Raw genomic sequence first — 20,958 nt, forward strand, 5'->3', positions numbered from 1 at the left:
GGCGGGGTTTTTCGTGATCAGGGCGCTCCCCCCTGCCCGCCAGGAAAAAGGGCCGGAACGGCGCGTGCCGTCCCAGCCCCGGAGGTGCCCTTGCGGGCGGGGCGGGTGGGACGATGCCCACCCGACCGGATCAGAAGCGGAAGCGCAGACCCACGCCGTAATAACGACCCTCGTCGCGGATATCGCGCGGGTAGCGCAGGCCGTCACCATATTGCGCATAGTTGTTGAACGGCTGCGCCAGCAGGTTGGCCACGTCGAAGGTCACGGTGACCTCCTTCATGATGTTGTAGTTGAACGAGAAGTCCAGGCGCTGAATCTGCTCGACACCCTCGCCGTTGTATACGCCCTGCGCGTTGACGAAGTTGCTGTTCAGATACGCGTCACGATTGTTCAGCGACAGGCGCGTCGACACATCGCCCTTTTCGTAGAACAGCGCGACATTGTACGTCCAGCGCGACAGGCCGGGGATGTTCACGAACGGCGGCTCGGTCGTGCCGCCGGCACTGGCGAACACATTGGCCGGATATTGCTGCTCGCCGATCAGATAGGTCGTGTTCGCCTGCACGCCGAACCCGCTCCACAGCCCCGGCAGGAAGTCGAAGAAGGTCTGCGCCCCCAGCTCGAAGCCCTTGATCTTGCCGCGACCGGCATTTTCGGGACGGTTGATCTCCAGCAGGCCGTACACCGGATCGATCGTCCGGTTCACATAAGTGCTGATGAAGCCCTTCAGGTCGCGATAGAAGGCGGCGGCGGTGATCGAGGCAGTCGGCGAGAAGTAATATTCGATCGTGGCGTCGTAATTCTTCGACGTCAGCGGCTGAAGGTCCGGGTTGCCACCATTGCCGAATGCGTCGGGGCGTCCTTGCAGGCCTGGGCCGAAGCGGGTGTCGGGCAATTGGTCGGGGACGGGCGTTGCCGTGTTCTGCGAAATGAAGATCGCCGGGTTCAACTGACTAAATTCGGGTTTGGTGCGGGTGATCGTAAAGCCGAAACGCACCTGCAACTTGTCGTTCGGACGCACGCGCAGACTGAAGTTGGGCAGCACGTCGACATAATTGGCCTTGGTGCTGCGCGGCTCTGCACGGGTCACGCCGTTGAACGTGACGCTCGACAGGCCGCTATACCGGCCGACCGTGTTGACGACACGCGTGCCGACAAGGCCGTCGACGCGGACCGCGCCGATATCGAATTCATATTTGGCCTGCCCGTAGAACGCATAGGTCTGCTCCGTGGCATAGAATTCCTGCAACGGATCGAACTGGACCTGTGGCGACTGCCAGCGGTTCAGCGCGTCGCGATATCCCTGGTCGGTCGGGTTGCCAGCGATGATCCGCTGGAGCGCGTCGATCGAGAACTGACGCAACTGACTGGCGTTGCCCGCAATACCCTCACGCGACGGCATCAGCCAGCTGGTGAAGCCCTGGTTGCCGCGAAAGGCGTTCTGGGTCAGCGCCAGGGTGCCGGTCGGCGTCTGGTTCAGCGGGATGCCCAGCCATTCGGTATAGGCATAACGATTGCCGCGTTCCAGCGACGCATCGCGATCGGTCCAGCGCACGCCGATCTGCAGCTTGGGGACCAGCGACAGGTTGGTGTCGAAGTCCAGATCGCCGCGCCACTGCCAGCCCTTGCCCTGAACCCGGTAGATGCTCTCGAAATAACCGCGCCAGATATAGTTTGCGGGGTTGGACGCATCGAAACCCGGCAGGCTGAACGACGAGCCGCCATCGACGAAGAAGCGGACATCGGCCTGCGGCGCGCCCGCGAACGCCGTGTCGAAGCTCCATTCGTTGGTGCCATATTGCGACGTCGTATAGGCCAGGTCGGTCGAGAAATGCGCCGGACCCAGGTCCCACTTGCCGCCGACGGCCACCTGATAGGTGTCGGTATAGCCCTTGTTGGTGCTGCGATAGGTTTCGGGCCGGACGCCGCCCGTCTTCGTCAGGCTTTCGACCTGACGCGCCTCGCCGTCCCGCAGAACGACATTGCTGAAGCTGGGAGAGCCATCGACCAGCGGCACGCGCATCCAGTCATTGGCGGTTTCGCCGCGATAGCTCTGGTAGAGGAAATCATAATAGATTTCGAGATTGTGCGCCGGGCGCCACTGGACATTGGCGTTGACCGCCGGGCGCCAGCGCTTGCCGCTATCGTTATAGACGCCGACCGCCGCCGGGATCGCCCAGGTGCGCCCCACCGAGGACGGGCTGACCGTCGAATTCGCGCTGGGGGTCGTCACGAAGCCATCGGCCCAGCGCACGGCGTTGCGATACTGGGCCTGCGTATAGGCCGCGTTGACCAGCCAGCCGATTTCACCGATCGCCGTATCGGCACGCTGGCTGATCAGCAGGTTGCCCAACGGGTCGAACTTCTTGGACTGGTCGTTATACGTCCCGCGGATGCCGCCTGCGATCGTGAAGCCCTTCTCGAAATCGAAGGGACGGCGCGAGCGGACGTTGATGAGGCCCGCCAGGCCTGGTTCGAGCAGGTCGGCGGTGCCCGACTTGTACACTTCGAGACCCGCCAGCGCACCGGCGGGAAAATCCTGGAGCGCGGCGCGGCGGTTCTCGGCGGTGAAGATGTCGCGGCCGTTGAAGGTCGTCGCCACGTCGGGCAGACCGCGCACGAGAACCTGCGTCACTTCGTCGCTAAACCGGCTGACCTGGACGCCGGTCACGCGCGCCAGCGATTCGGCCGCCGTATTGTCAGGCAGCTTGCCGATGTCCTGCGCGACGATGGCGTCCAGGATCGCATCGGAATTGCGCTTGATCGCCTGCGCGCTGCCCAGGCTGGCGCGGTAGCCGGTGACGACGATGTCGCGCGGGTCGACATTGTTGTCGAGATTTTCGGTCGCCTGAGTCCCCGGACTGCGTCCCGCCGCACTCGCCGTCGCCTGTTCCTGGGCGACGGGGGCCTGTGCCTCGATCGGTGCGTTGGGATCGGCCGCCTCGGCCTTTTGTTCGGGCGTGGCGGTCTGCGCCATGGCAGGCGCGGCCAGCAGCGCGAATGACGCAACCGAAAGCAACAAGGCGTGACGCTTCATCAGGAAATCCCCTCTGGTAGGCCCGACCTTTCGGTGCCCTTCGACGCCATTTGTCTGACTAGCGGAGGATTTGGTCAAGCCTGCCATGACAAAATAATGATGCGGCTGTCATGTCGTGGATTTTAAGCCACAGTCAGAAGTTATGGCGATCCGCGGATGTTAGCGCCATCAAAGGTGTATTTTTCCGGAAAACACGATCGCAGCGATAGCGCTTAACAGGATTCGGACCGGGTCCGTCTTGTCCGTCTTTTTACAGCGCAGACGGCGTCAGGCTTTACCGATCGACCACCGGCCAGCCCGCCGAGTCCCAGCGCATCCGGGCGATCCGCAAGGTGGCGGCACCGCCCACCGCCGAGTCATACGCATGATAAATCAGGTAATCGCGGCCATCGCGGTCGTGCAGCACGCCCGCATGGCCCGTGCCCCGATACCGGTCCCGCCCCTCGGCATCCGCCCGAAGCAGGACGGTGCCGCCCCCTTCGCGCATCGCCAGGCCCGCCCGGTCGAGATAGGGCCCCTCGACCTTGCGCGCGCGGCCGACGCGCAGATGGTAACTGCTCTTCACGCCGCGACAGCAATAGTCGAACGAGACGATCAGCCAGTACCAGCCACCATGATCGACGATGAACGGCGCCTCGATCGCATTTTCGCGCTCGGCCGGGCCGCGCCGCGCGATCATCACCGGCTTGCCGCCAATGGCCGGTTTGCCGCTACGCGGATCGAGTCGGATCAGCTGAATTCCGCCCCAGAAGCTGCCGAAGCTCAGCCACTCGCCACCCTGCCGGTCGCGCACGAAATGGGGGTCAATCGCGTTATAGGGGTCGCCCGCCTGCGACCCGATCACCAATCCTTCGTCGCGCCAGCCATGATCGGGGCCATCGGGGTCCAGTGTCGAGGCGGTCGCCAGCCCGATGACCGAGCTTTGCTGTCCGAAACGAGACACTGAGTAATAGAGGCGGTAACGATTGCCGACCTTGGCGATGTCTGGCGCCCACATCTCGCTGGCGCCGGGCACGCGCGCCAGCGCCCAGTCGGGGATGGTCGCCAGTGGCGAGGCGATGGCAGTCCAGTGCCGCAGATCGCGCGAGGTGCGGGCGATCAGGGGCCGCCGTTCACGCTGCCCGGTCGAATAGGCGTAATAGCGACCGCCTTCGCGGATCAGGACCGGATCGTGCGCGGGCACGATATCGCCCGACAGCGGCAAGGACGCGGTTCCGGCGTCCTGCGCGGCGCCGACCGCTTGCGGCGCGGATCGCAGCGCCTGGACGCCCACCACCATCGCCCCCGCGACCAGCATCAGGCGCAGCACGCGCAGGCTCGGCGATCGGCCCAGATCACGCATCGACGACATCCCCCGCTCTGTCATCGGACGGGATCAACCCGAACCATGTGACCTTGACCACCTATAGTCCGACATTTCGCCACGCAAGCGTGATTGTCCGCCACGCCGCCCTTGTCGAGCGGCGGATGACGCGGCATCAAGCCGCCATGCGGATCGCGATCATCGATACCAGCAGCACGCGGGCGGCGATCATCTCCGATGGCTTGTGCGAGGCGGGGCTGACCGATCTGGTGGTGATCGATCCCACCGGACCGCTGGCCGCGCAGGTCGAACGGGCCGCGCCCGAGGTCGTCCTGATCAACCTGGAAAATCCCAGCCGCGACGTGCTGGAGGATTTCTTCGCCATGTCGCGCGCGCTCGACCGCCCGATCGCGATGTTCGTCGACCAGTCCGAACCCGAGACGACGATGGCGGCGATCGATGCGGGCGTGTCGGCTTATGTCGTTGACGGCCTGGCCAAGCAGCGGATCAAGCCGATCCTCGACCTGGCGGTGCGCCGCTTCCAGGCTTTTTCGCGGCTCCAGGCCGAACTGGCCGAGGCGAAGACCGCGCTGGCCGACCGGCAGGTGATCGACCGGGCCAAGGCGATCCTGATGCGCCGGCGGGGGCTCGGGGAACCCGCTGCCTATGCCCTGCTGCGCAGCCACGCCATGACCAGCAACCGCCGCATCGCCGACGTGGCCGAGGCGATCGTGACCAGCGAGCAGCTGATGGGAGATCTGCCATGAGCCTCGACCCGTTCCGCATCGGCTTCCTGCCGCTGGTCGACGCCGCCCTGCCCATCCTGGCGCGCGAACTGGGCTTCGCCGAGGCCGAGGGGGTGGAGATCGCGCTGGTCCGCGACGTCACCTGGGCGGCGGTGCGCGACCGGCTGCTCTATGGCCATACCGACGCGGCGCATCTGGTCGCGCCGCTGGCGATCGCCACCGCGCTTGGCCGCGATCGCCCGGCGGTGCCCATGGCGGTGCCCTTCGTCCTGGGGTTGAACGGCAATGCCGTCACCGTGTCGACCGCGCTCGGCGACGCGATGGGCCTGGGCGAGACGCTGGGCGATCCGGCCGCGATCGGCGCGGCCCTGAAGCGGGTGGCATTTGCCCGGCGAGATGCGGGGCGGCCCTTGCGCTTCGGCGTGGTGCATCGTCACTCCAGCCACAATTACATGCTGCGCTACTGGCTGGCCGGGGTCGGCATCCGCCCGGACAGCGACGTGACGATCATCGTGACCAGCCCGCCCTTCGCCGCCGACGCGCTGGCCGCCGGAGAGGTGGACGGCATCTGCGTCGGCGAGCCGTGGAACGCGATCGCGGTCGATCGCGGCGTCGGCCGCATCGCGCTGGCGACGGCGCAGATCTGGCGGCGCGGTGTGGAAAAGGTGCTGGCGATGCGCGCCGACCGGGCCGAGGAGCGGCGCGACGGTGTCCTCCGCCTGATTCGTGCGCTGCACGCCGCGGCGGCGCATTTCGTCGATCCCGAGACGGTCGAACACAGTGCCGCCATCCTGTCCCGCCCCCAATATCTCGACGCGCCGGTCGCCGCGATCCTGCGCGCGATCACCGACCGCATCCGCGTGGTGCCGGACGGCGAGCCGGTCCATTATCCCGACTTCATGTTCCAGTATCGCGAGGCGGCGAACTTCCCCTGGCGCAGCCAGGCGGCATGGCTTTATGCGCAGATGGTGCGGTGGGAGGGGATGACCTTCGCCGCGCCCGACGCCGCCACCGCGCAGGCGGTGTTCCGTCCCGACCTGTACCGCGCCGCACTGGCTGGATCGGGCGCCCCCCTGCCCGGCGCCAGCTCCAAGCTGGAGGGCGCTCTGGTCGAGCCGATCGGGGCGGGATCGACGCAAGGGCGGCTGGTGCTGGGCAGCGACCGGTTCTTCGACGGGCGTGCGTTCGATCCGGACGATATTCCCGGATATCTGGCGAGCCTCCCCTGATGTTCCTCCGCCGCGAGGGGGAGGAATGGAGATGCGATTGCTGCGATTGCGAAAGGGACTTGCGCGCCGCCTGCGAATCAGGCAACTTTCCACTCGTCCGGCAATGGCGTCGGACACGAGATAGCAGCGTAAGCCACTCCAACGACGGGGTGACACGCTGGCGGATACGGGGACGTCCCCGTTTTCCGCTTGGAGGCAATGAAGCCGCCAGGATGCGACCCGCCAAGGGCCCCGCGTCCTGGCGGCTTTTTTCGTTTTGGGGCCAGGCCCCACGGAGGCGGCACGATGGCGACGGCATTCTGGAACGACACCGAAAAGAGAAAGGCGGATGACGGCAGTTTCTGGTCGAGCGGCCATACGCCGACCCTGATCGCGGCATTCCTCTATTTCGACCTGGCCTTCATGGTCTGGGTGCTGCTGGGGCCCCTCGCCCCGCAAATCTCGGCCAGCCTGGGGCTGACCCCGGCGGAAAAGGGCGTGATGGTCGCCGTCCCGACGCTGGCGGGCGCGGTGCTGCGGGTCGTCAACGGCCTGCTGGTCGACCGGATCGGGCCGAAGCGTGCTGGGGCGATCAGCCAGATCATCGTGATCGCGGGACTCTTTTCCGCCTGGGTGCTGGGGGTGAACAGCTTTGGCGGCACGCTGGCGCTGGGCGTGATCCTGGGCTTTGCGGGCGCCAGCTTCGCCATCGCACTGCCACTGGCCAGCCGCTGGTATCCGCCCGAGCATCAGGGCAAGGCGATGGGCCTGGCGGGCATGGGCAATTCGGGCACGGTGCTGGCCGCGCTGTTCGCGCCGGGCCTGGCCAAGATCTTCGGCTGGAACGCGGTGCTGGGCCTGGCCTGCCTGCCGCTCGGCCTGGTGTTCGTCGCCTATATGGTGATGGCGAAGGATGCGCCGGGCGCGCCGCCGCCGCGCCGCCTGGTCGAGTATCTCGCGCCGCTGAAACAGGCCGATGCCTGGTGGCTGATGGGCTTCTACGCCGTCACATTCGGCGGGTTCGTGGGCCTCGCCGCCAGCCTGCCCATCTATTTCACCGACCGTTTCGGGCTGACCCCGGTGCAGGCCGGTTACGCCACGGCGGCTTGCGTCTTTGCCGGGTCGCTGGTGCGGCCGATGGGCGGGGCGCTGGCCGATGCGATCGGCGGGGTGAAGGCGCTGCTCGCGGTGTTTACCGCCGCCGCCGTCACGCTGACCGGCGTGGCGATGGTCGACGGGTTCGCCGCCTCGCTGGCGCTGTTCGTGCTGTCGATGCTGGCGCTGGGCGTCGGCAACGGATCGGTGTTCCAGCTGGTGCCGCAGCGTTTCGCCGCCGAGATCGGCGTGATGACCGGGCTGGTCGGCATGGCGGGCGGCATCGGTGGCTTCTACCTCGCCTCGTCGCTGGGCCTCGCCAAGCAGTGGACGGGCAGCTTCTCCAGCGGGTTCCTGATCTTCGCCGCGCTTTCGCTGGTGGCGTTGGCCGGGCTGATGCTGGTCAAGGGCCGCTGGCGGCGCAGCTGGGGCGCGGCCGATGGCGTGCGGATTTGATGCTTCCTCTCTTCCACGGATCGAACCGATGAAACACGAAGTCGTCACCCCTGCGAAGGTGGACACCCGCGAACATTTGGTCGTGATCGGCAACGGCATGGCCGGCTGCCGCGCGGTCGAGGAATTGCTGGCCCGCGATCCCGACCGCTACCGCATCACCATCTTCGGCGCAGAGCCGCTGGTGAACTATAACCGGATCATGCTGTCGCCGGTGCTGGCGGGTGAGAAGACGTTCGACGAGATCGTCATCAATGGCCATGACTGGTATGCCGACAACGGCATCACGCTGGTCAGCGGCGATCCCGTCGCCGCCATCGACCGCGCGGACCGCACCGTCACCGCCAGGAGCGGCATGGTGCTCGGCTATGACCGGCTGCTGATCGCGACCGGCTCCGACCCGTTCATCATCCCGGTGCCCGGCCACGACCTGCCCGGCGTCATCAGCTTCCGCGACATGCAGGATGTCGAGCATATGCTCGCCGCCGCCGAACGGGGCGGCAGCGCGGTGGTGATCGGCGGCGGCCTGCTGGGGCTGGAGGCGGCGCATGGCCTGAGCCTGCGGGGCATGACGGTCACCGTCCTCCACCTGATGCCGACGCTGATGGAGCGGCAACTGGACGAGGCGGCGGGCTGGCTGCTGAAACAGGCGCTTGAGGCGCGCGGTCAGACCGTGCTGACCGGTGCCGACACCGCCGCGATCCTGGGCGACGGCAGAGTCGAGGCGATCCGCCTGAAGGACGGGCGCGAGATCGCCGCCGACCTGGTGGTGATGGCGGTCGGCATCCGCCCCTCGGTCGCGCTCGCCCGCGCCGCCGGGCTGGAGGTCGGGCGCGGCATCAAGGTCGACGATCATATGGTCACGTCCGACCCGCGCATCCTGGCGGTCGGCGAATGCGTCGAGCATGACGGACAGGTCTATGGCCTGGTCGCGCCGCTCTGGGACATGTGCCGCAGCCTTGCCGATGCGCTGACCGGCGCACCGTCCGGCTATCGCCCCACCGCCACCGCGACCAAGCTGAAGGTCGCCGGGCTCGACGTCTTCTCGGCGGGCGATTTCGGCGGCGGCGACGGCGCGGAGGATATCGTGCTGCGCGATGCCGCGCGCGGCATCTACAAGCGCGTCGTAGTCAAGGACGACCGGATCGTCGGCGCGGTGCTGTACGGCGATACTGCCGACGGCAACTGGTATTTCGACCTGCTGAAAAAGGGCGAGAGCATCGGCGACATCCGCGACGCGCTGATCTTCGGCCAGGCCTTCGCCTCGGGAGGGGGGCAAGCGGACCCTAAGGCGGCCGTTGCGGCGCTCTCCGACACGGCGGAGATCTGCGGCTGCAACGGCGTCACCAAGGGCCAGGTCGTCTCGTGCATCGCCAAGGGCGCGCACAGCCTCGACACCGTCCGCGCCACCTGCAAGGCGTCGGCCAGCTGCGGCTCGTGCACCGGCCTGGTCGAGACCCTGCTCGCGCTGACCCTGGGCGACGAGGTGGAGGCGGGCCCGAAGACGATGTGCAAATGCACCAGCTTCGGCCATGACGATGTGCGGCGCGAGATCGTCGCGCAGGGCATGCGCTCGATCCCGGAGGTGATGCAGAAGCTGCACTGGTCGACGCCGGACGGCTGTTCCTCCTGCCGCCCGGCGCTCAATTACTATCTGCTCTGCGCGCTGCCCGGCGACTATGTCGACGACCAGCAGAGCCGCTTCGTCAACGAGCGGATGCACGCCAACATCCAGAAGGACGGCACCTATTCGGTGGTGCCGCGCATGTGGGGCGGGATCACGTCGCCGAAGGAACTGCGCGCGATCGCCGATGTGGTCGAGAAGTTCAACGCGCCGATGGTCAAGGTGACCGGCGGGCAGCGGCTCGATATCTTCGGCATCAGGAAGGAGGATCTGCCCGCCGTCTGGGCCGATCTGAACGCCGCCGGAATGGTCAGCGGCCATGCATACGGCAAGTCGTTGCGCACGGTGAAGACCTGTGTCGGCTCCGAATGGTGCCGCTTCGGCACGCAGGATTCGACCGGGCTGGGCGTCAAGCTGGAGCGGGCGACCTGGGGGTCGTGGATGCCGCACAAGTTCAAGATCGCGGTGTCGGGCTGTCCGCGCAACTGCGCTGAGGCGACGATCAAGGATTTCGGCGTGGTCTGCGTCGACAGCGGCTACGAACTCCATGTCGGCGGCAATGGCGGGATCAAGGTCCGCGCCACCGACCTGCTCTGCAAGGTCGCGACCGAGGCGGAGGCGATGGAGATGTGCGCCGCCTTCGTCCAGCTCTACCGCGAGGAGGCGCGCTATCTGGAGCGGACCGCGCCGTGGATCGAGCGGGTCGGCCTGGCCTACATCCAGTCGCGCCTCCTGCCCGACGAGGAGGCGCGCGCCGAACTCGCCCGCCGCTTCTTCTTCTCGCAGCAATTCTCGCAAGAAGACCCCTGGGCCGAGCGCGTCGCCGGGGCCGAACGCGAAATCCATGCGCCGATGGCGCGCTTCCAGCCGGTTGGAGAGATGGCATGATCGGTGAATGGCTCGATATCGGCTGGGTGAACGAAATCCCGGTCCGCGGCAGCCGCACGGTTCAGGTCGAGGGCGGCAACGACATCGCCGTCTTCCGCACCGGCGAGAACAAGGTCTTCGCGCTGCTCGACCGCTGTCCGCACAAACATGGGCGGTTGAGCCAGGGCATCGTTCACGGCGGCGCGGTGGCATGTCCGCTGCACAACTGGCGTATCAGCCTCTCGACCGGCGAGGCGCTGGGCGAGGACAAGGGCTGCACGCCTGTTGTGCCGGTGAAGATCAGCGGCGGCCGCGTGCTGATCTGCCGCGCCAGCACCCTGAAGGCGGCGGCGTGATGATCCTCCCCGGCACGGGGAGGGGGACCATGCGCAGCATGGTGGAGGGGGGGCGCCGCAAAGGCTTCACTCTCCATAATGCCGTCAGCCCCTCGCCGCACGCCCCCTCCACCAGCTTCGCTGGTCCCCCTCCCCGTCCCGGGGAGGATTCATGATCCGCACCACCTGCGCCTATTGCGGCGTCGGCTGCGGCATCCGCGCCACCGTGACCGGCGACCGCAGCGTCAGGATCGAGGGCGACCCCGACCACCCCGCCAATCGCGGCAAGCTCTGTTCCAAGGGCACGCATTTGGGCGAGACGGTCGGCCTGGAGGGTCGCCTGCTCCATCCGATGATCGGCAAGCGCCGCGCCGGTTGGGACAAGGCGCTCGATCTGGTCGCCAAGCGATTCCGCGAGACCATCGCGCAGCATGGCCCCGACAGCGTCGCCTTCTATGTCTCCGGCCAGTTGCTGACCGAAGACTATTATGTCGCCAACAAGCTGATGAAGGGCTTTATCGGCTCGGCCAATATCGACACCAATTCGCGCCTGTGCATGTCGAGTGCGGTTGCGGGGCACACCCGCGCGTTCGGCGAGGATATCGTGCCCGCCTCCTATGAGGATATCGACGCCGCCGACCTGATCGTGCTGGTCGGCAGCAACACCGCCTGGTGCCACCCGATCGTCTATCAGCGTATCCGCGAGCGGTGCGATGCGGGCGCGAAGCTGGTCGTCGTCGACCCGCGCCGCACCGAGACGGCGGAGCAGGCCGACCTTCACCTGGCCATCCGGCCCGGTAGCGACGTGGCGCTGATGAACGGCGCGCTCGCCTGGGCGCGGACGGCAGGCGTGGTGGACGAGGATTATCTGCGCGCGTCGGTTGCGGTGCCGGAGGAATTCTGGGCTGTGCTGGAGGAGGGCAGCGATCTCTGGTCGGTCGCCAGGACCTGCGACGTCGCGCCCGCCGATCTTCGCCGCTTCTACGAGCTGTTTGCCGCAACCCCGCGTACCGTCACGCTATTCAGCCAGGGGATCAACCAGTCGACGGCTGGCACCGACCAGGTCAACGCGATCCTCAACCTCCACCTCGCCACCGGCCGGATCGGCAAACCGGGCGCGGCCCCCTTCTCGATCACCGGACAGCCCAATGCGATGGGCGGGCGCGAGGTGGGCGGCCTCGCCTCGACTCTGGCCGCGCATATGGATTTCGCGCCCGAGAACCGCGCGCGGGTGCAGCGTTTCTGGGCCTCCCCCACCATCGCGCCCAAGCCGGGGCTGAAGGCGGTCGACCTGTTCCGCGAACTGGGCCAGGGCCGGATCAAGGCGCTGTGGATCATGGCGACCAACCCCGCCGTGTCGATGCCCGACGCCGGGTCGGTGCGCGAGGCGCTGGCCGCCTGCCCCTTTGTCGTGGTCAGCGACGTGGTCGCCGAGACGGACAGTTCGGTCCATGCCCATGTCCGCCTGCCCGCCGCCGCCTGGGGCGAGAAGGATGGCACCGTCACCAATTCCGACCGCACGATCAGCCGCCAGCGCGCGCTGTTCCCGCTGCCCGGCGAGGCCAGACCCGATTGGTGGATCGTCAAGGAAGTCGGCCGTCGCATGGGCTGGAAAACCGCCTTCGCCTATGACCGCACAGCCGAGATCTGGCGCGAGCATTGCCGCCTATCCCGTTATGAAAACGACGGTTCACGGCTGTTCGCCCTGCCCGGCCGGTCAAGCGGCGGCAATGGGGATTATGACGTGATGGCGCCGTTCCGATGGGGCGATGTGCCCTTTGCCGATGGTCGTTTCCCCACGCCCGACGGCCGCGCCCGCCTGGTTTCCGTGGCTCAGAAGGCGCTCCCTGCGCCGCTGCGCGACTGGCCGATGACGCTGAACACCGGGCGCTACCGCGATCATTGGCATACGATGACCAGAACCGGCCTTGCCCCCAAGCTGGCGCGGCACCGCGAGGAGCCCTTGGTCGAGGTACACCCGGATGACGCAGCCCGCCTGAACCTGACCGATGGCGGATTGGCGCGGGTCGGCACGCCGCAGGGGGAAAGCCTCTATCGCGTGTCGGTCAACACGGGCCAACGGCCGGGCGAGCTGTTCGTGCCTATCCACTGGACCGACCGGACCGCGACCGGCGGGCGTACCGGCCTGCTCCCCCGCCCGCTGACCGATCCCCATTCGGGCCAGCCCGGCTTCAAGCGCACGCCCGCCAGCATCGCGGCCGTCATGCCCCGCTGGCGGGGCTTTGTGATCCTGACCGGTGAGGCGATCGCCGCACCCGACTGCCTCTGGGCGACGCGCATCGCGGTTCCGGGCGGCTGGCTGTGGGAAGTGGCGGGCGACGGCGACCCGGCGCAGCTCGACGCCCTGCTGCCCAAGGGTCAGCGGATCGAAGCCACCGACCCCGCGCGGGGATCGCGCCGCGTCGCGGGGATCGCCGGAGGTCGCCTGGTCGCCGCCCTGTTTCTGACCGAACGCGGCGAACTGCCCGCCCGCGACTGGCTGATCGCACAGCTTACCGCCGCCGAAGTCGCGCCCACGATCCTGGCCGGGCGCGCGCCGGGCGCACAGGTCGATCGCGGCGCCATCGTCTGCGCCTGTTTCGACATCGGCGTGCGCACCATCGTCACCGCGATCCGCGACCAGCAATTGGCCGACGTTGCCGCGATCGGCGCGGCGCTGGGCGCGGGCACCAATTGCGGATCGTGCCGCCCCGCCCTCGCCCGCCTGCTCGGCGAAACCCAGGAGCCTGCCCATGCGCATGGATGACTTTCCCGCCGGTTCGGTCTGGCTGGTCGGGGCGGGTCCCGGCGATCCCGACCTGCTGACCCGCAAGGCGGAACGGCTGATCGCGGCGGCCGACATCGTCTTCTACGACGCACTGGTCGGCCCGGACATCCTGGCGCTCGTGCCCGGGACGGCGGAACTGTCGAGCGTCGGCAAGCGATCGGGCCGCCACTCCAGGGATCAGGGCACGATCGACGGGCTGATCGTCGCCGCCGCCTTGTCCGGCAAGCGCGTCGTCCGGCTGAAAGGTGGCGACCCGTCGATCTTCGGCCGTTCGACCGAGGAGATCGACGCCTGCCGTGCCGCCGGTATCCCGGTGCGGATATGTCCCGGCATCACGGCCGCAAGTGCGGCGGCGGCATCCGGCCTGATCTCACTGACCCTGCGCGGCCTGTCCCGCCGACTGACCCTGGTCACCGCGCATCTGCGCGCGGGCGAGCCGCTATCGCTCGACTGGTCGGCGCTCGCCGCGCCGGATACGACGCTCGCCGTCTATATGGGCCGCGCCGCCGCCCCCGAAATCGCACGCCAGCTGATCGCCGCAGGCATGCCACCCAGAACGCCGGTGATGATCGCGGTGAACATATCGCTCCCCACCGAGCGCCTGATCACCGGCCGCCTGGATGCCTTGGGCTTCCTGACGCGGACCATCGGCGACAAGGACCCCGCGCTGCTCCTGATCGGCGAAGCCGTCGGCGCCCGGCGCATCCCAGCCCATGGCCGACCGCACGCTATGGTGGAGGTCGATGCCCGGTCTTGACCGGAAATGGTGCCCCTGGCCGGATGAAACTGGGCACTCAGATTGTTGGGAAGTTTGGGTCCCACGGCGCTGATCCCCAGTGCGGTGTTGTCTAGGAGGGTGAATGCCCCCTCCTACGCCGTCTCTTGTGGGATACCAGAACGGGAAAGTCTTCTACGTCCCAATATCCCGCCCAGACGAGTTTTGCGACGATACGAGAGCGTGCGTCAGATCACCGCCTCGCGATCACGCAAGGACTCCGGCCAGTCGCCGTCCCAGCGGTAATGATCCTTGAGGATGCGGGCGCTATATTCGAGGCAGATCCGCACCGGCAGGTCTGGGTAAAGCCTGTCCATCCGTGCAACGAGGTCGGCGGCATCCGCGCAACGTTCCAGTTCGCGGATGAAATCCGTCAGATACCGGCGGGTGAAGCCGATGCCGTCGGGATCATAGGGGCGGGTATTGGGCGCATGTCCGGGAATGATCGTGGTGGCGCCCAATGCCTCGAGCCGGTCGAGCGTTTCGAACCACGCCTGTCGCTCCTCGGGCGTGCGGGCATCGGCGACCCAGACATGCGCGTCCGAGAAGACGGTATCCGCGGCGATCAGCGTCTTGATCGTCGGAATCCACAGCGCGGCCGCATGGGCACAGTCGCCGCGCATCAACCCCAGAATCTCGATCGCCTCGCCATCCACCGTCAGGTTCGTCTGGTCGATGCGCTCGACTGGCACCGCCGTCGTTGCACCGTTGCGGCCGAGGACGGTATCGCGCCAATGCTCGATCTTGAATCCGAACGCGTCGTTGACCTCATCGGCGGCGTCTTTGTACGCCATCACGCGCGCGCCAGGAAACGCGGCTTTCACCACTTCCAGCCCGAGATAATGATCGGGGTGCATATGGGTGATGAAGATTTGTGTCAGGTCGCGGTCCACCTCGAGTATCTCGGCGACGAGGCGATGCGCGTTCGACAGGCTGAACTGGGAATCGACCAGCAGTGCCTCGGTCGGCCCATACACGATGGTCGATGACACGCCGAAACCGTTATGCTGATCGCTGCTGATGAAGACTTTGGTTTGCAGGGAAGACGCCATGGTCTTGTCTCCTATGGAAATCAGTGGGAGGTCTGGCCACCATCGACCACATAGGTCTGGCCGGTGACGAAAGACGCGGCATCGGAACTCAGATATAGAACGGTCGTCGCTATCTCCTCGGGCCGGGCAGCGCGACCGATCGGGGAATTCTGGAGAAGCTTCTCCTTAAAGGCGGGATCGGCCAGCCAGCGTTCGGTCATCGGGGTCGCGACGAGGCCCGGTGCGACGGCATTGACGCGGATGTTGCAGGTCGCATAGTCGAGGGCGGCCGCCTTCGTGATCCCCACCACACCATGTTTGGCGGCGACATAGGGGGCCATGCCGGGATCGGCGACCAGCCCCGCCACCGATGCCGTGTTGACGATCGCTCCGCCGCCATTGCGCAACATTTGGGCGATCTGATATTTCATGCACAGGAAGACGCCGCGCAGATCGACCGCGATCGTGCGGTCGAAATCCTCGACGCTCATATCGGCAAGATCGGCGGTGCGGGGCAGAAGCCCCGCATTGTTGAAGCCGATGTCGAGGCGGCCATGGGTATCGATGGCCGCCTGCACCAGCCCCTGGACCGACGCGTCCTGGCTGACGTCGGTCTTGACGAACATCGCCGATCCACCGGCGTCGGTAATGGCCGAGGCCGTATCGGCAGCGGCATCGTCGAAGTCGCCGATGACGACCCTGGCACCCTCACGGGCAAAGGCGATAGCGGTGGCGCGGCCGATGCCGGTGCTCGCCCCGGTGACGATCACGACCTTATCCGCGAAACGGGACTGGTGGGACATGGCGACCTCCCTCAGTTCGTGCGATCGAGGAAGCCGTCGGGAAGCTGTCCCGGCGCGGCATTGATCACGTCGTCATTGTCGGGGCCGCGCTGCTCCATGAAGGTGATCTTCGCGAACTCGCCGATGATGACGTACGGGTAGGCAGGCCCCTCGTCGCGGAAGCGGTTCATGTCGGGGATGAAGTCGTTCTGGTAGCAGATCGTCTTTTCGGGATGCTGGCCTTCGCCCGCGATCCATTGCGGGAAGAAGATCGTGCCGTGGATCAGGCGCCGTTCGATATCGAAATACAGGCTGACGCAGGTGCCGGTCGGCTCATGCCAGTCCGCCTTGTACATGCCGGGCGCAAGCTGGACGAGGTCCATCGTCTGGTTCGTCACCCAGCGACCGCCGACCAGACCCTGGTGGATGCGATAGTCGCAGGTGGTCGCGTTGCGGGCATACCATTCATACCGCCAGCCATTGGCATAGGTGTAGATGAAATGGTTGCCGATAAAGGCGGCGAGATCGTTGGGCAGGTCGAGGCCGAGGTCGGTATTCATGTCGGTTCTCCTTGTGGTTTGATGTTTCGAGAGGATCAGGCGCGGCTCTGCGCTGCAGCGGGCGTGGATTTCAGCCGTTTCATGAAAGCGCCGATATGCGGTTGAAGCTCAGCGAACGGCGCATCCTTGCGGTGGCGGAGCAGCACTTCGGTGAAGAGCTTCAACCCGATCGCGAATTCGGTCGATTCATCGGCGGGGACGACACCGCGCGCGGATATTTTTTCGATGATGTCGAACAAGTCGTCGTGATTGACGATGTCGGTGTGGACCCGGCGGCCGGTGGGCGCGCCTGACGCTTCGTCAAGCGCCTCCAGCGTAACGCGGAAGGCATGCGGCATGGCTCTGGCTTTCGGAAAGTCGTTGCGGAAGCGAACCGATCGGGGGATGCCCGACACGCTCGGTGATCAGGCCAGCGAAGCCCGCACGGCGTCGGCCAGCGGGGTGGTCGGCCTGCCGATCAACCTGGAAAGCTGGCGACCATCGTCGAACAGCGCGCCCTTCGAGGCGGCGACGTCATATCCCGCGATCGCCTGTGCCACTTCGGCGGGAAGGCCCGCATCCTGCAACCGATGCGCATAATCGTTCGGCGGCAGATCGTCATAGGCGATCTCCCGCCCCGTCTGACGGGTAACCTCGGCGGCGAGATCCGCCAGCGTCCACCCATGGTCGCCAGCCAGTTCATAGGTCTTGCCGACATGATCCGGGACGCTGGCGGCGATGGCCGCCGCCTCGGCATAATCGGCGCGGGAGGCCGATGAAATCCGGCCTTGTCCGGCACTGCCGATCAAGGCGCCCACCGCGAGCGCCCCCGGGATCGCACCCGTGTAATTCTCGGTGTACCATCCGTTGCGCAGCAGGGTGACGGGGATGCCGGACGCGGCAAGCGCGGCTTCGGTGTCCCGATGCTCGACCGCCAGGTCGAGCGACGATGTGTCCGCATGGAGCAGGCTGGTATAGACGATCCGTCCGACGCCGGCCTGTTTCGCCGCGGCAATCACGTTGCGATGCTGCGCGCTACGCTCTCCGACTTCACTCGACGAAATCAGCAACAGCGTCCCGATGCCCGACAACGCATCGGCAAGCCCATCGGGCGTGGCATAGTCGAATGGCCGCACGGAAACGCCGAGCTTGCCGGCCTTGTCCGGCGATCGTGCCAGCGCGACGATGTCGTCGATCGCGACCCGCTGCTTGAGTGCGGCAATGACGAGGCGACCCAATTGTCCGGTCGCGCCGGTGACGGCAATGGTCATGATTTGCTCCTCCAGTCATAACAGGCAATGGGCGGGAGATGTGACGATCGGGCCCCGGGCGAACCGGCATCGCGCCCTTTGGCGATCGTCGGGATCATCTCACGTCTCCTCGTTGCGATCAGCCGAAGCGGAAACCGGAAATGGCGGTTTCCAGCACGCGCTCGCCATAGATCCGCTCGCCGGGTGCATCGTCCCCCGCACCCGCCGCTACCATCAGCGGCAGCAGATGCTCCTCCTTCGGATGGGCGAAGCGGGCGGCGGGGGCGTTTTCCCACGCCGCAAGCGCCTGCGCTCGGGCAGGTCCGGGCTGGCGGATCGCGCCGTTGAGCCAGGCGTCGAACGCCTCCGAGGGGACGGTCGAGCGCGGGTCACCATAACCGCGCATGTTGTGAAAGCTCATGCCCGAACCGATGATGAGCACGCCTTCATCGCGCAGCGACGCGAGAGCGCGGCCGGCTTCGACCGCCCGAGCGGGATCGAGCCTATGGTCGATCGACATCTCCACCACTGGAATCGCGGCGTCGGGCAGCATGACCTTCAGCGGTACGAACACGCCGTGATCGAGGCCACGGTCGGGATCGACCGACGCAACGAACCCGGCATCGCGAAGCAGCCCCGCCGCCCGCTCCGCCAAAGCCGGGTCGCCCGGCGCATCGTAGCTGAGCCGATATGTATGGGGCGGGAAGTTGTAATAGTCGTAAATCAGCGATGGCCGCGCCGCGCCGGTGAAGGCGAAGCCGTTCGTTTCCCAATGTCCGGAGACCACCAGAATGGCTCGTGGCGCCTCGGACAGCCGGTTGGGCAGGTCCCGCAGGAACTTTGCCATATTGGTCCAGACACCGGCGGGGTCGTCCATGAAGAAGCACGGACCGCCACCGTGGGGAATGAAGAGGCTGGGCTGTCGCATGGTGTGTCCTTTCGAACCACCAGATGGCGCTCGCCATCATCGATGATAATGATCGAATTCGTCGAATCACTATCTACTCATGGTATAAGATCATGGATCGCCTGACCGGTATCGAAGTCTTCGTCCGCGCCATCCGCAGTGGCGGCCTGTCGGCGGCCGGGCGACAGATGCGCCTGTCGCCCACGATGGCGGGACGTCATCTCGACGCGCTGGAGGCGCGTCTCGGCACGACGCTCGTCACGCGTACCACGCGACGGCTCGTGCTGACCGAGGCGGGAGCCGCGTATCTGGAGCGCGCCGAGCGGATCCTGTCCGAGCTGGAGGAAGCCGACGCCGATGCGTCCGCCGTTTCGCACAAGGTCGAGGGGCTGCTCAGGGTCAGTTCGCCGATGACGTTCGGCACGCTGCACGTCGCCCGGCTTGCCGCCGCGTTTCATGAGCAGAACCCCGGCGTCACGATCGAATTGGGACTTAGTGACCGCTATGTCGACCTGCTCGAAGAGCGCTGGGACATGGCGATCCGTATCGGTCGCCTTGCGGACAGCAGCTTGGTGGCACGCCGGCTCGCCACCATGCGGCTCGCGATTTGCGCCGCTCCCGCCTATCTGGCGCGATACGGCACGCCCGAGCGGGCCGATGATCTCGCTTATCATGTCTGCCTGGGGTTTACGCTGAACGAAGCGACCGGCTCGGCCTCCTGGGGCTTCGGTCCCGACGGCGGCAAGCGCGTGGCAGTCCACGGATCGCTGTGCGCCAATAATGGCGAGGCTCTCGTCGCCGCTGCCGTGGCGGGACAGGGGCTGGTCTATGGACCCCGCTTCATCGCGCAAGCGGCGCTCGAACGCGGCGATCTCGTCGAGGTGACGCTGACCGAGCCGCTGGTCGACTTGGGCGGTGTTTTCGCGGTGACCCATCCGACCCGCCATCCGCTGGCGAAGACACGCGCCTGGATCGACTTTCTTGCCCGCGAAATTCCTGTGCTCGCCACCAGATGGTGAGGTTAACACCGGATTCGGTCGAGAAAGCCGCTGGCGCAATTTGGATTTCACGTCGCCGCACTCATGCAATCTCGCCTTCGATGCGCTGGGCAACAGATAGATCACCTATCCACAGTCGCACCATCGAACCCCGAATGGTGCGGCGTTGCCCCACGGTGTCACTCTGAAACGGTGAGTGGGCGCGACATCGCTAGAGTTGAAAATGGCAAGGAGCATTGATAATAGCTCGCATTAGTCACTCAGTGTAAAGCGAGTTGCCGTATCCTTCCCGGGCACATCGATCTCAACCTGCTCGCCACCCTGGCCGTACTTCTTCAGACGAAGAGCGTAACCGGAACGGCACGCAGGCTTGGAATGAGCCAGCCCACGATCAGCCGCTCGCTCGCCGAGCTCCGATACATCCTCGGAGATCCGCTCCTGGTCAGAACAGACGGCGGAATGCAGCGGACGCGCCGGGCGGACGAACTGGTCGCCCCCATCGAACAATGGCTCGCATCAACCTCTGCGCTGCTTCATCCGCCGACATTCGATCCTGCTACACTCGATCGTTGTTTTCGTATCGCATCGACGGATTACGGGGTGCTCACGGTCGTTGCGCCAGCACTCGAGGCCATCACCACCGCCGCTCCATCGCTGACGGTCGATATCGTACCATTCAGCGCGGATATGATGAAGAAGATGGCGTCGGGAGAGATCGACCTCATCATCTCCGGCCTCGAGTCCGACCATCCGGCGCTGCACACTCGATCGCTGTTTACCGATACCTATACCTGCATCATGCGGGCGGAGCATGATCTTGCCACGTCGGACGATGCGCTGACGCTGGATGCGTTCTTCGCATGGCCGCATGTCGGCATCGTAGTCAGCGACCTTGCGGTAGACGGGGTCGAGGTGCGGCTGGGCGTGCGCAGCGGCGAGCGCCGCGTCACCGTACGGCTTCCGTATTTTCATGCGGCACCTTCCCTTATCGCGAGCAGCGACGTGCTGATGACCCTTCCGACCCGCGCCGCCACGCGGTTTGCCGCCAGCTATGGCTTGGCAACCCGGCCCGCTCCTGTCGCAATCGACGATCTCGACTATCGGTTGCTGTGGCACGACCGCAGTTCGCGCGACCGCGCGGTGATCTGGCTGGCGGATATGCTGACCCGGCATTGTGCATCCGCAAGCTGAATAAGGCTTATTCAGATTTGGGGGCTGGC

The 20,958-nt window shown here is 66.3% G+C and carries 17 protein-coding genes; 9 read left to right on the forward strand and 8 right to left on the reverse strand.

The window, feature by feature from the left end:
• Window positions 1-130: 130 nt before the first annotated feature.
• Window positions 131-3,037, reverse strand: a complete 2,907-nt coding sequence (locus SOM26_RS09535; RefSeq protein WP_320452490.1) for a TonB-dependent receptor — start codon at window positions 3,035-3,037, stop codon at window positions 131-133.
• A 274-nt stretch (window positions 3,038-3,311) separates the two neighbouring features.
• Window positions 3,312-4,379, reverse strand: a complete 1,068-nt coding sequence (locus tag SOM26_RS09540) for an arabinan endo-1,5-alpha-L-arabinosidase (RefSeq protein WP_320452491.1) — start codon at window positions 4,377-4,379, stop codon at window positions 3,312-3,314.
• A gap of 146 nt (window positions 4,380-4,525) precedes the next feature.
• On the opposite strand from SOM26_RS09540, the gene SOM26_RS09545 reads away from it, so the two are divergent.
• The 7 genes from SOM26_RS09545 (at window position 4,526) to cobA (ending at window position 14,213) form a co-directional block, all read left to right on the forward strand.
• Window positions 4,526-5,107, forward strand: coding sequence for an ANTAR domain-containing response regulator (locus SOM26_RS09545; protein ID WP_320452774.1), 582 nt, complete (start codon window positions 4,526-4,528; stop codon window positions 5,105-5,107).
• Complete coding sequence (locus SOM26_RS09550; protein WP_320452492.1) at window positions 5,104-6,315, forward strand: CmpA/NrtA family ABC transporter substrate-binding protein; 1,212 nt, start codon at window positions 5,104-5,106, stop codon at window positions 6,313-6,315. Before SOM26_RS09545 ends, SOM26_RS09550 begins: the two co-directional genes overlap by 4 nt.
• Before the next feature lie 285 nt (window positions 6,316-6,600).
• Window positions 6,601-7,845, forward strand: a complete 1,245-nt coding sequence (locus SOM26_RS09555; RefSeq protein ID WP_320452493.1) for a nitrate/nitrite transporter — start codon at window positions 6,601-6,603, stop codon at window positions 7,843-7,845.
• 28 nt (window positions 7,846-7,873) lie between these two features.
• Entirely contained in the window at window positions 7,874-10,354 is a 2,481-nt protein-coding gene (gene nirB / locus SOM26_RS09560) for a nitrite reductase large subunit NirB (RefSeq protein WP_320452494.1), read from the forward strand.
• Window positions 10,351-10,689 carry a nitrite reductase small subunit NirD gene (gene nirD / locus SOM26_RS09565; protein WP_175310516.1) on the forward strand — a complete coding sequence of 113 codons (339 nt, stop codon included), beginning with the start codon at window positions 10,351-10,353 and terminating at the stop codon, window positions 10,687-10,689. The genes nirB and nirD overlap by 4 nt, the downstream gene beginning before the upstream one ends.
• 151 nt (window positions 10,690-10,840) lie before the next feature.
• On the forward strand, window positions 10,841-13,435 hold the full coding sequence (locus SOM26_RS09570) for a molybdopterin-dependent oxidoreductase (protein WP_320452495.1): 2,595 nt from the start codon (window positions 10,841-10,843) through the stop codon (window positions 13,433-13,435).
• A complete protein-coding gene (cobA, locus tag SOM26_RS09575) occupies window positions 13,428-14,213 on the forward strand; it encodes a uroporphyrinogen-III C-methyltransferase (RefSeq protein WP_414712043.1) in 786 nt (261 codons plus the stop codon). The genes SOM26_RS09570 and cobA overlap by 8 nt, the downstream gene beginning before the upstream one ends.
• 206 nt (window positions 14,214-14,419) lie before the next feature.
• Here cobA and SOM26_RS09580 read toward each other — a convergent pair whose 3' ends face one another.
• From SOM26_RS09580 to SOM26_RS09605, 6 genes are all read right to left on the reverse strand, one after another.
• Window positions 14,420-15,283 (reverse strand): MBL fold metallo-hydrolase, encoded by an 864-nt coding sequence (locus SOM26_RS09580; protein WP_320452497.1) that lies wholly within the window; start codon window positions 15,281-15,283, stop codon window positions 14,420-14,422.
• Between the two features lie 20 nt (window positions 15,284-15,303).
• Window positions 15,304-16,065, reverse strand: coding sequence for a glucose 1-dehydrogenase (locus tag SOM26_RS09585; protein ID WP_320452498.1), 762 nt, complete (start codon window positions 16,063-16,065; stop codon window positions 15,304-15,306).
• Between the two features lie 11 nt (window positions 16,066-16,076).
• Window positions 16,077-16,604, reverse strand: a complete 528-nt coding sequence (locus SOM26_RS09590; RefSeq protein ID WP_309658643.1) for a phenolic acid decarboxylase — start codon at window positions 16,602-16,604, stop codon at window positions 16,077-16,079.
• 35 nt (window positions 16,605-16,639) lie between these two features.
• Window positions 16,640-16,999 carry a DUF3861 domain-containing protein gene (locus tag SOM26_RS09595; RefSeq protein WP_320452499.1) on the reverse strand — a complete coding sequence of 120 codons (360 nt, stop codon included), beginning with the start codon at window positions 16,997-16,999 and terminating at the stop codon, window positions 16,640-16,642.
• A gap of 9 nt (window positions 17,000-17,008) precedes the next feature.
• Window positions 17,009-17,854, reverse strand: a complete 846-nt coding sequence (locus SOM26_RS09600; protein WP_320452500.1) for an SDR family oxidoreductase — start codon at window positions 17,852-17,854, stop codon at window positions 17,009-17,011.
• A gap of 118 nt (window positions 17,855-17,972) precedes the next feature.
• Window positions 17,973-18,761, reverse strand: coding sequence for a DODA-type extradiol aromatic ring-opening family dioxygenase (locus tag SOM26_RS09605; protein WP_320452501.1), 789 nt, complete (start codon window positions 18,759-18,761; stop codon window positions 17,973-17,975).
• A 92-nt stretch (window positions 18,762-18,853) separates the two neighbouring features.
• Between SOM26_RS09605 and SOM26_RS09610 the strand changes: the two genes are divergently transcribed.
• On the forward strand, window positions 18,854-19,759 hold the full coding sequence (locus SOM26_RS09610; protein ID WP_320452502.1) for a substrate binding domain-containing protein: 906 nt from the start codon (window positions 18,854-18,856) through the stop codon (window positions 19,757-19,759).
• Between the two features lie 288 nt (window positions 19,760-20,047).
• Window positions 20,048-20,929 carry a LysR family transcriptional regulator gene (locus tag SOM26_RS09615; protein ID WP_320452775.1) on the forward strand — a complete coding sequence of 294 codons (882 nt, stop codon included), beginning with the start codon at window positions 20,048-20,050 and terminating at the stop codon, window positions 20,927-20,929.
• The last annotated feature ends 29 nt before the right edge of the window (window positions 20,930-20,958 follow it).

It is taken from the genome of Sphingomonas sp. CFBP8993 (genome assembly GCF_034044895.1).
GTDB lineage: Bacteria > Pseudomonadota > Alphaproteobacteria > Sphingomonadales > Sphingomonadaceae > Sphingomonas.

Coding starts and splice junctions, on each gene's coding strand:
- SOM26_RS09545 (WP_320452774.1), top strand. CDS start 4,526: ATGCGGATCGCGATCATCGATACCAGCAGCACGCGGGCGGCGATCATC.
- SOM26_RS09570 (WP_320452495.1), top strand. CDS start 10,841: ATGATCCGCACCACCTGCGCCTATTGCGGCGTCGGCTGCGGCATCCGC.
- SOM26_RS09535 (WP_320452490.1), bottom strand. CDS start 3,037: ATGAAGCGTCACGCCTTGTTGCTTTCGGTTGCGTCATTCGCGCTGCTG.
- SOM26_RS09540 (WP_320452491.1), bottom strand. CDS start 4,379: ATGCGTGATCTGGGCCGATCGCCGAGCCTGCGCGTGCTGCGCCTGATG.
- SOM26_RS09600 (WP_320452500.1), bottom strand. CDS start 17,854: ATGACCATTGCCGTCACCGGCGCGACCGGACAATTGGGTCGCCTCGTC.
- cobA (WP_414712043.1), top strand. CDS start 13,428: ATGGATGACTTTCCCGCCGGTTCGGTCTGGCTGGTCGGGGCGGGTCCC.
- SOM26_RS09590 (WP_309658643.1), bottom strand. CDS start 16,604: ATGAATACCGACCTCGGCCTCGACCTGCCCAACGATCTCGCCGCCTTT.
- SOM26_RS09550 (WP_320452492.1), top strand. CDS start 5,104: ATGAGCCTCGACCCGTTCCGCATCGGCTTCCTGCCGCTGGTCGACGCC.
- nirB (WP_320452494.1), top strand. CDS start 7,874: ATGAAACACGAAGTCGTCACCCCTGCGAAGGTGGACACCCGCGAACAT.
- SOM26_RS09555 (WP_320452493.1), top strand. CDS start 6,601: ATGGCGACGGCATTCTGGAACGACACCGAAAAGAGAAAGGCGGATGAC.
- SOM26_RS09580 (WP_320452497.1), bottom strand. CDS start 15,283: ATGGCGTCTTCCCTGCAAACCAAAGTCTTCATCAGCAGCGATCAGCAT.
- SOM26_RS09605 (WP_320452501.1), bottom strand. CDS start 18,761: ATGCGACAGCCCAGCCTCTTCATTCCCCACGGTGGCGGTCCGTGCTTC.
- nirD (WP_175310516.1), top strand. CDS start 10,351: ATGATCGGTGAATGGCTCGATATCGGCTGGGTGAACGAAATCCCGGTC.
- SOM26_RS09610 (WP_320452502.1), top strand. CDS start 18,854: ATGGATCGCCTGACCGGTATCGAAGTCTTCGTCCGCGCCATCCGCAGT.
- SOM26_RS09585 (WP_320452498.1), bottom strand. CDS start 16,065: ATGTCCCACCAGTCCCGTTTCGCGGATAAGGTCGTGATCGTCACCGGG.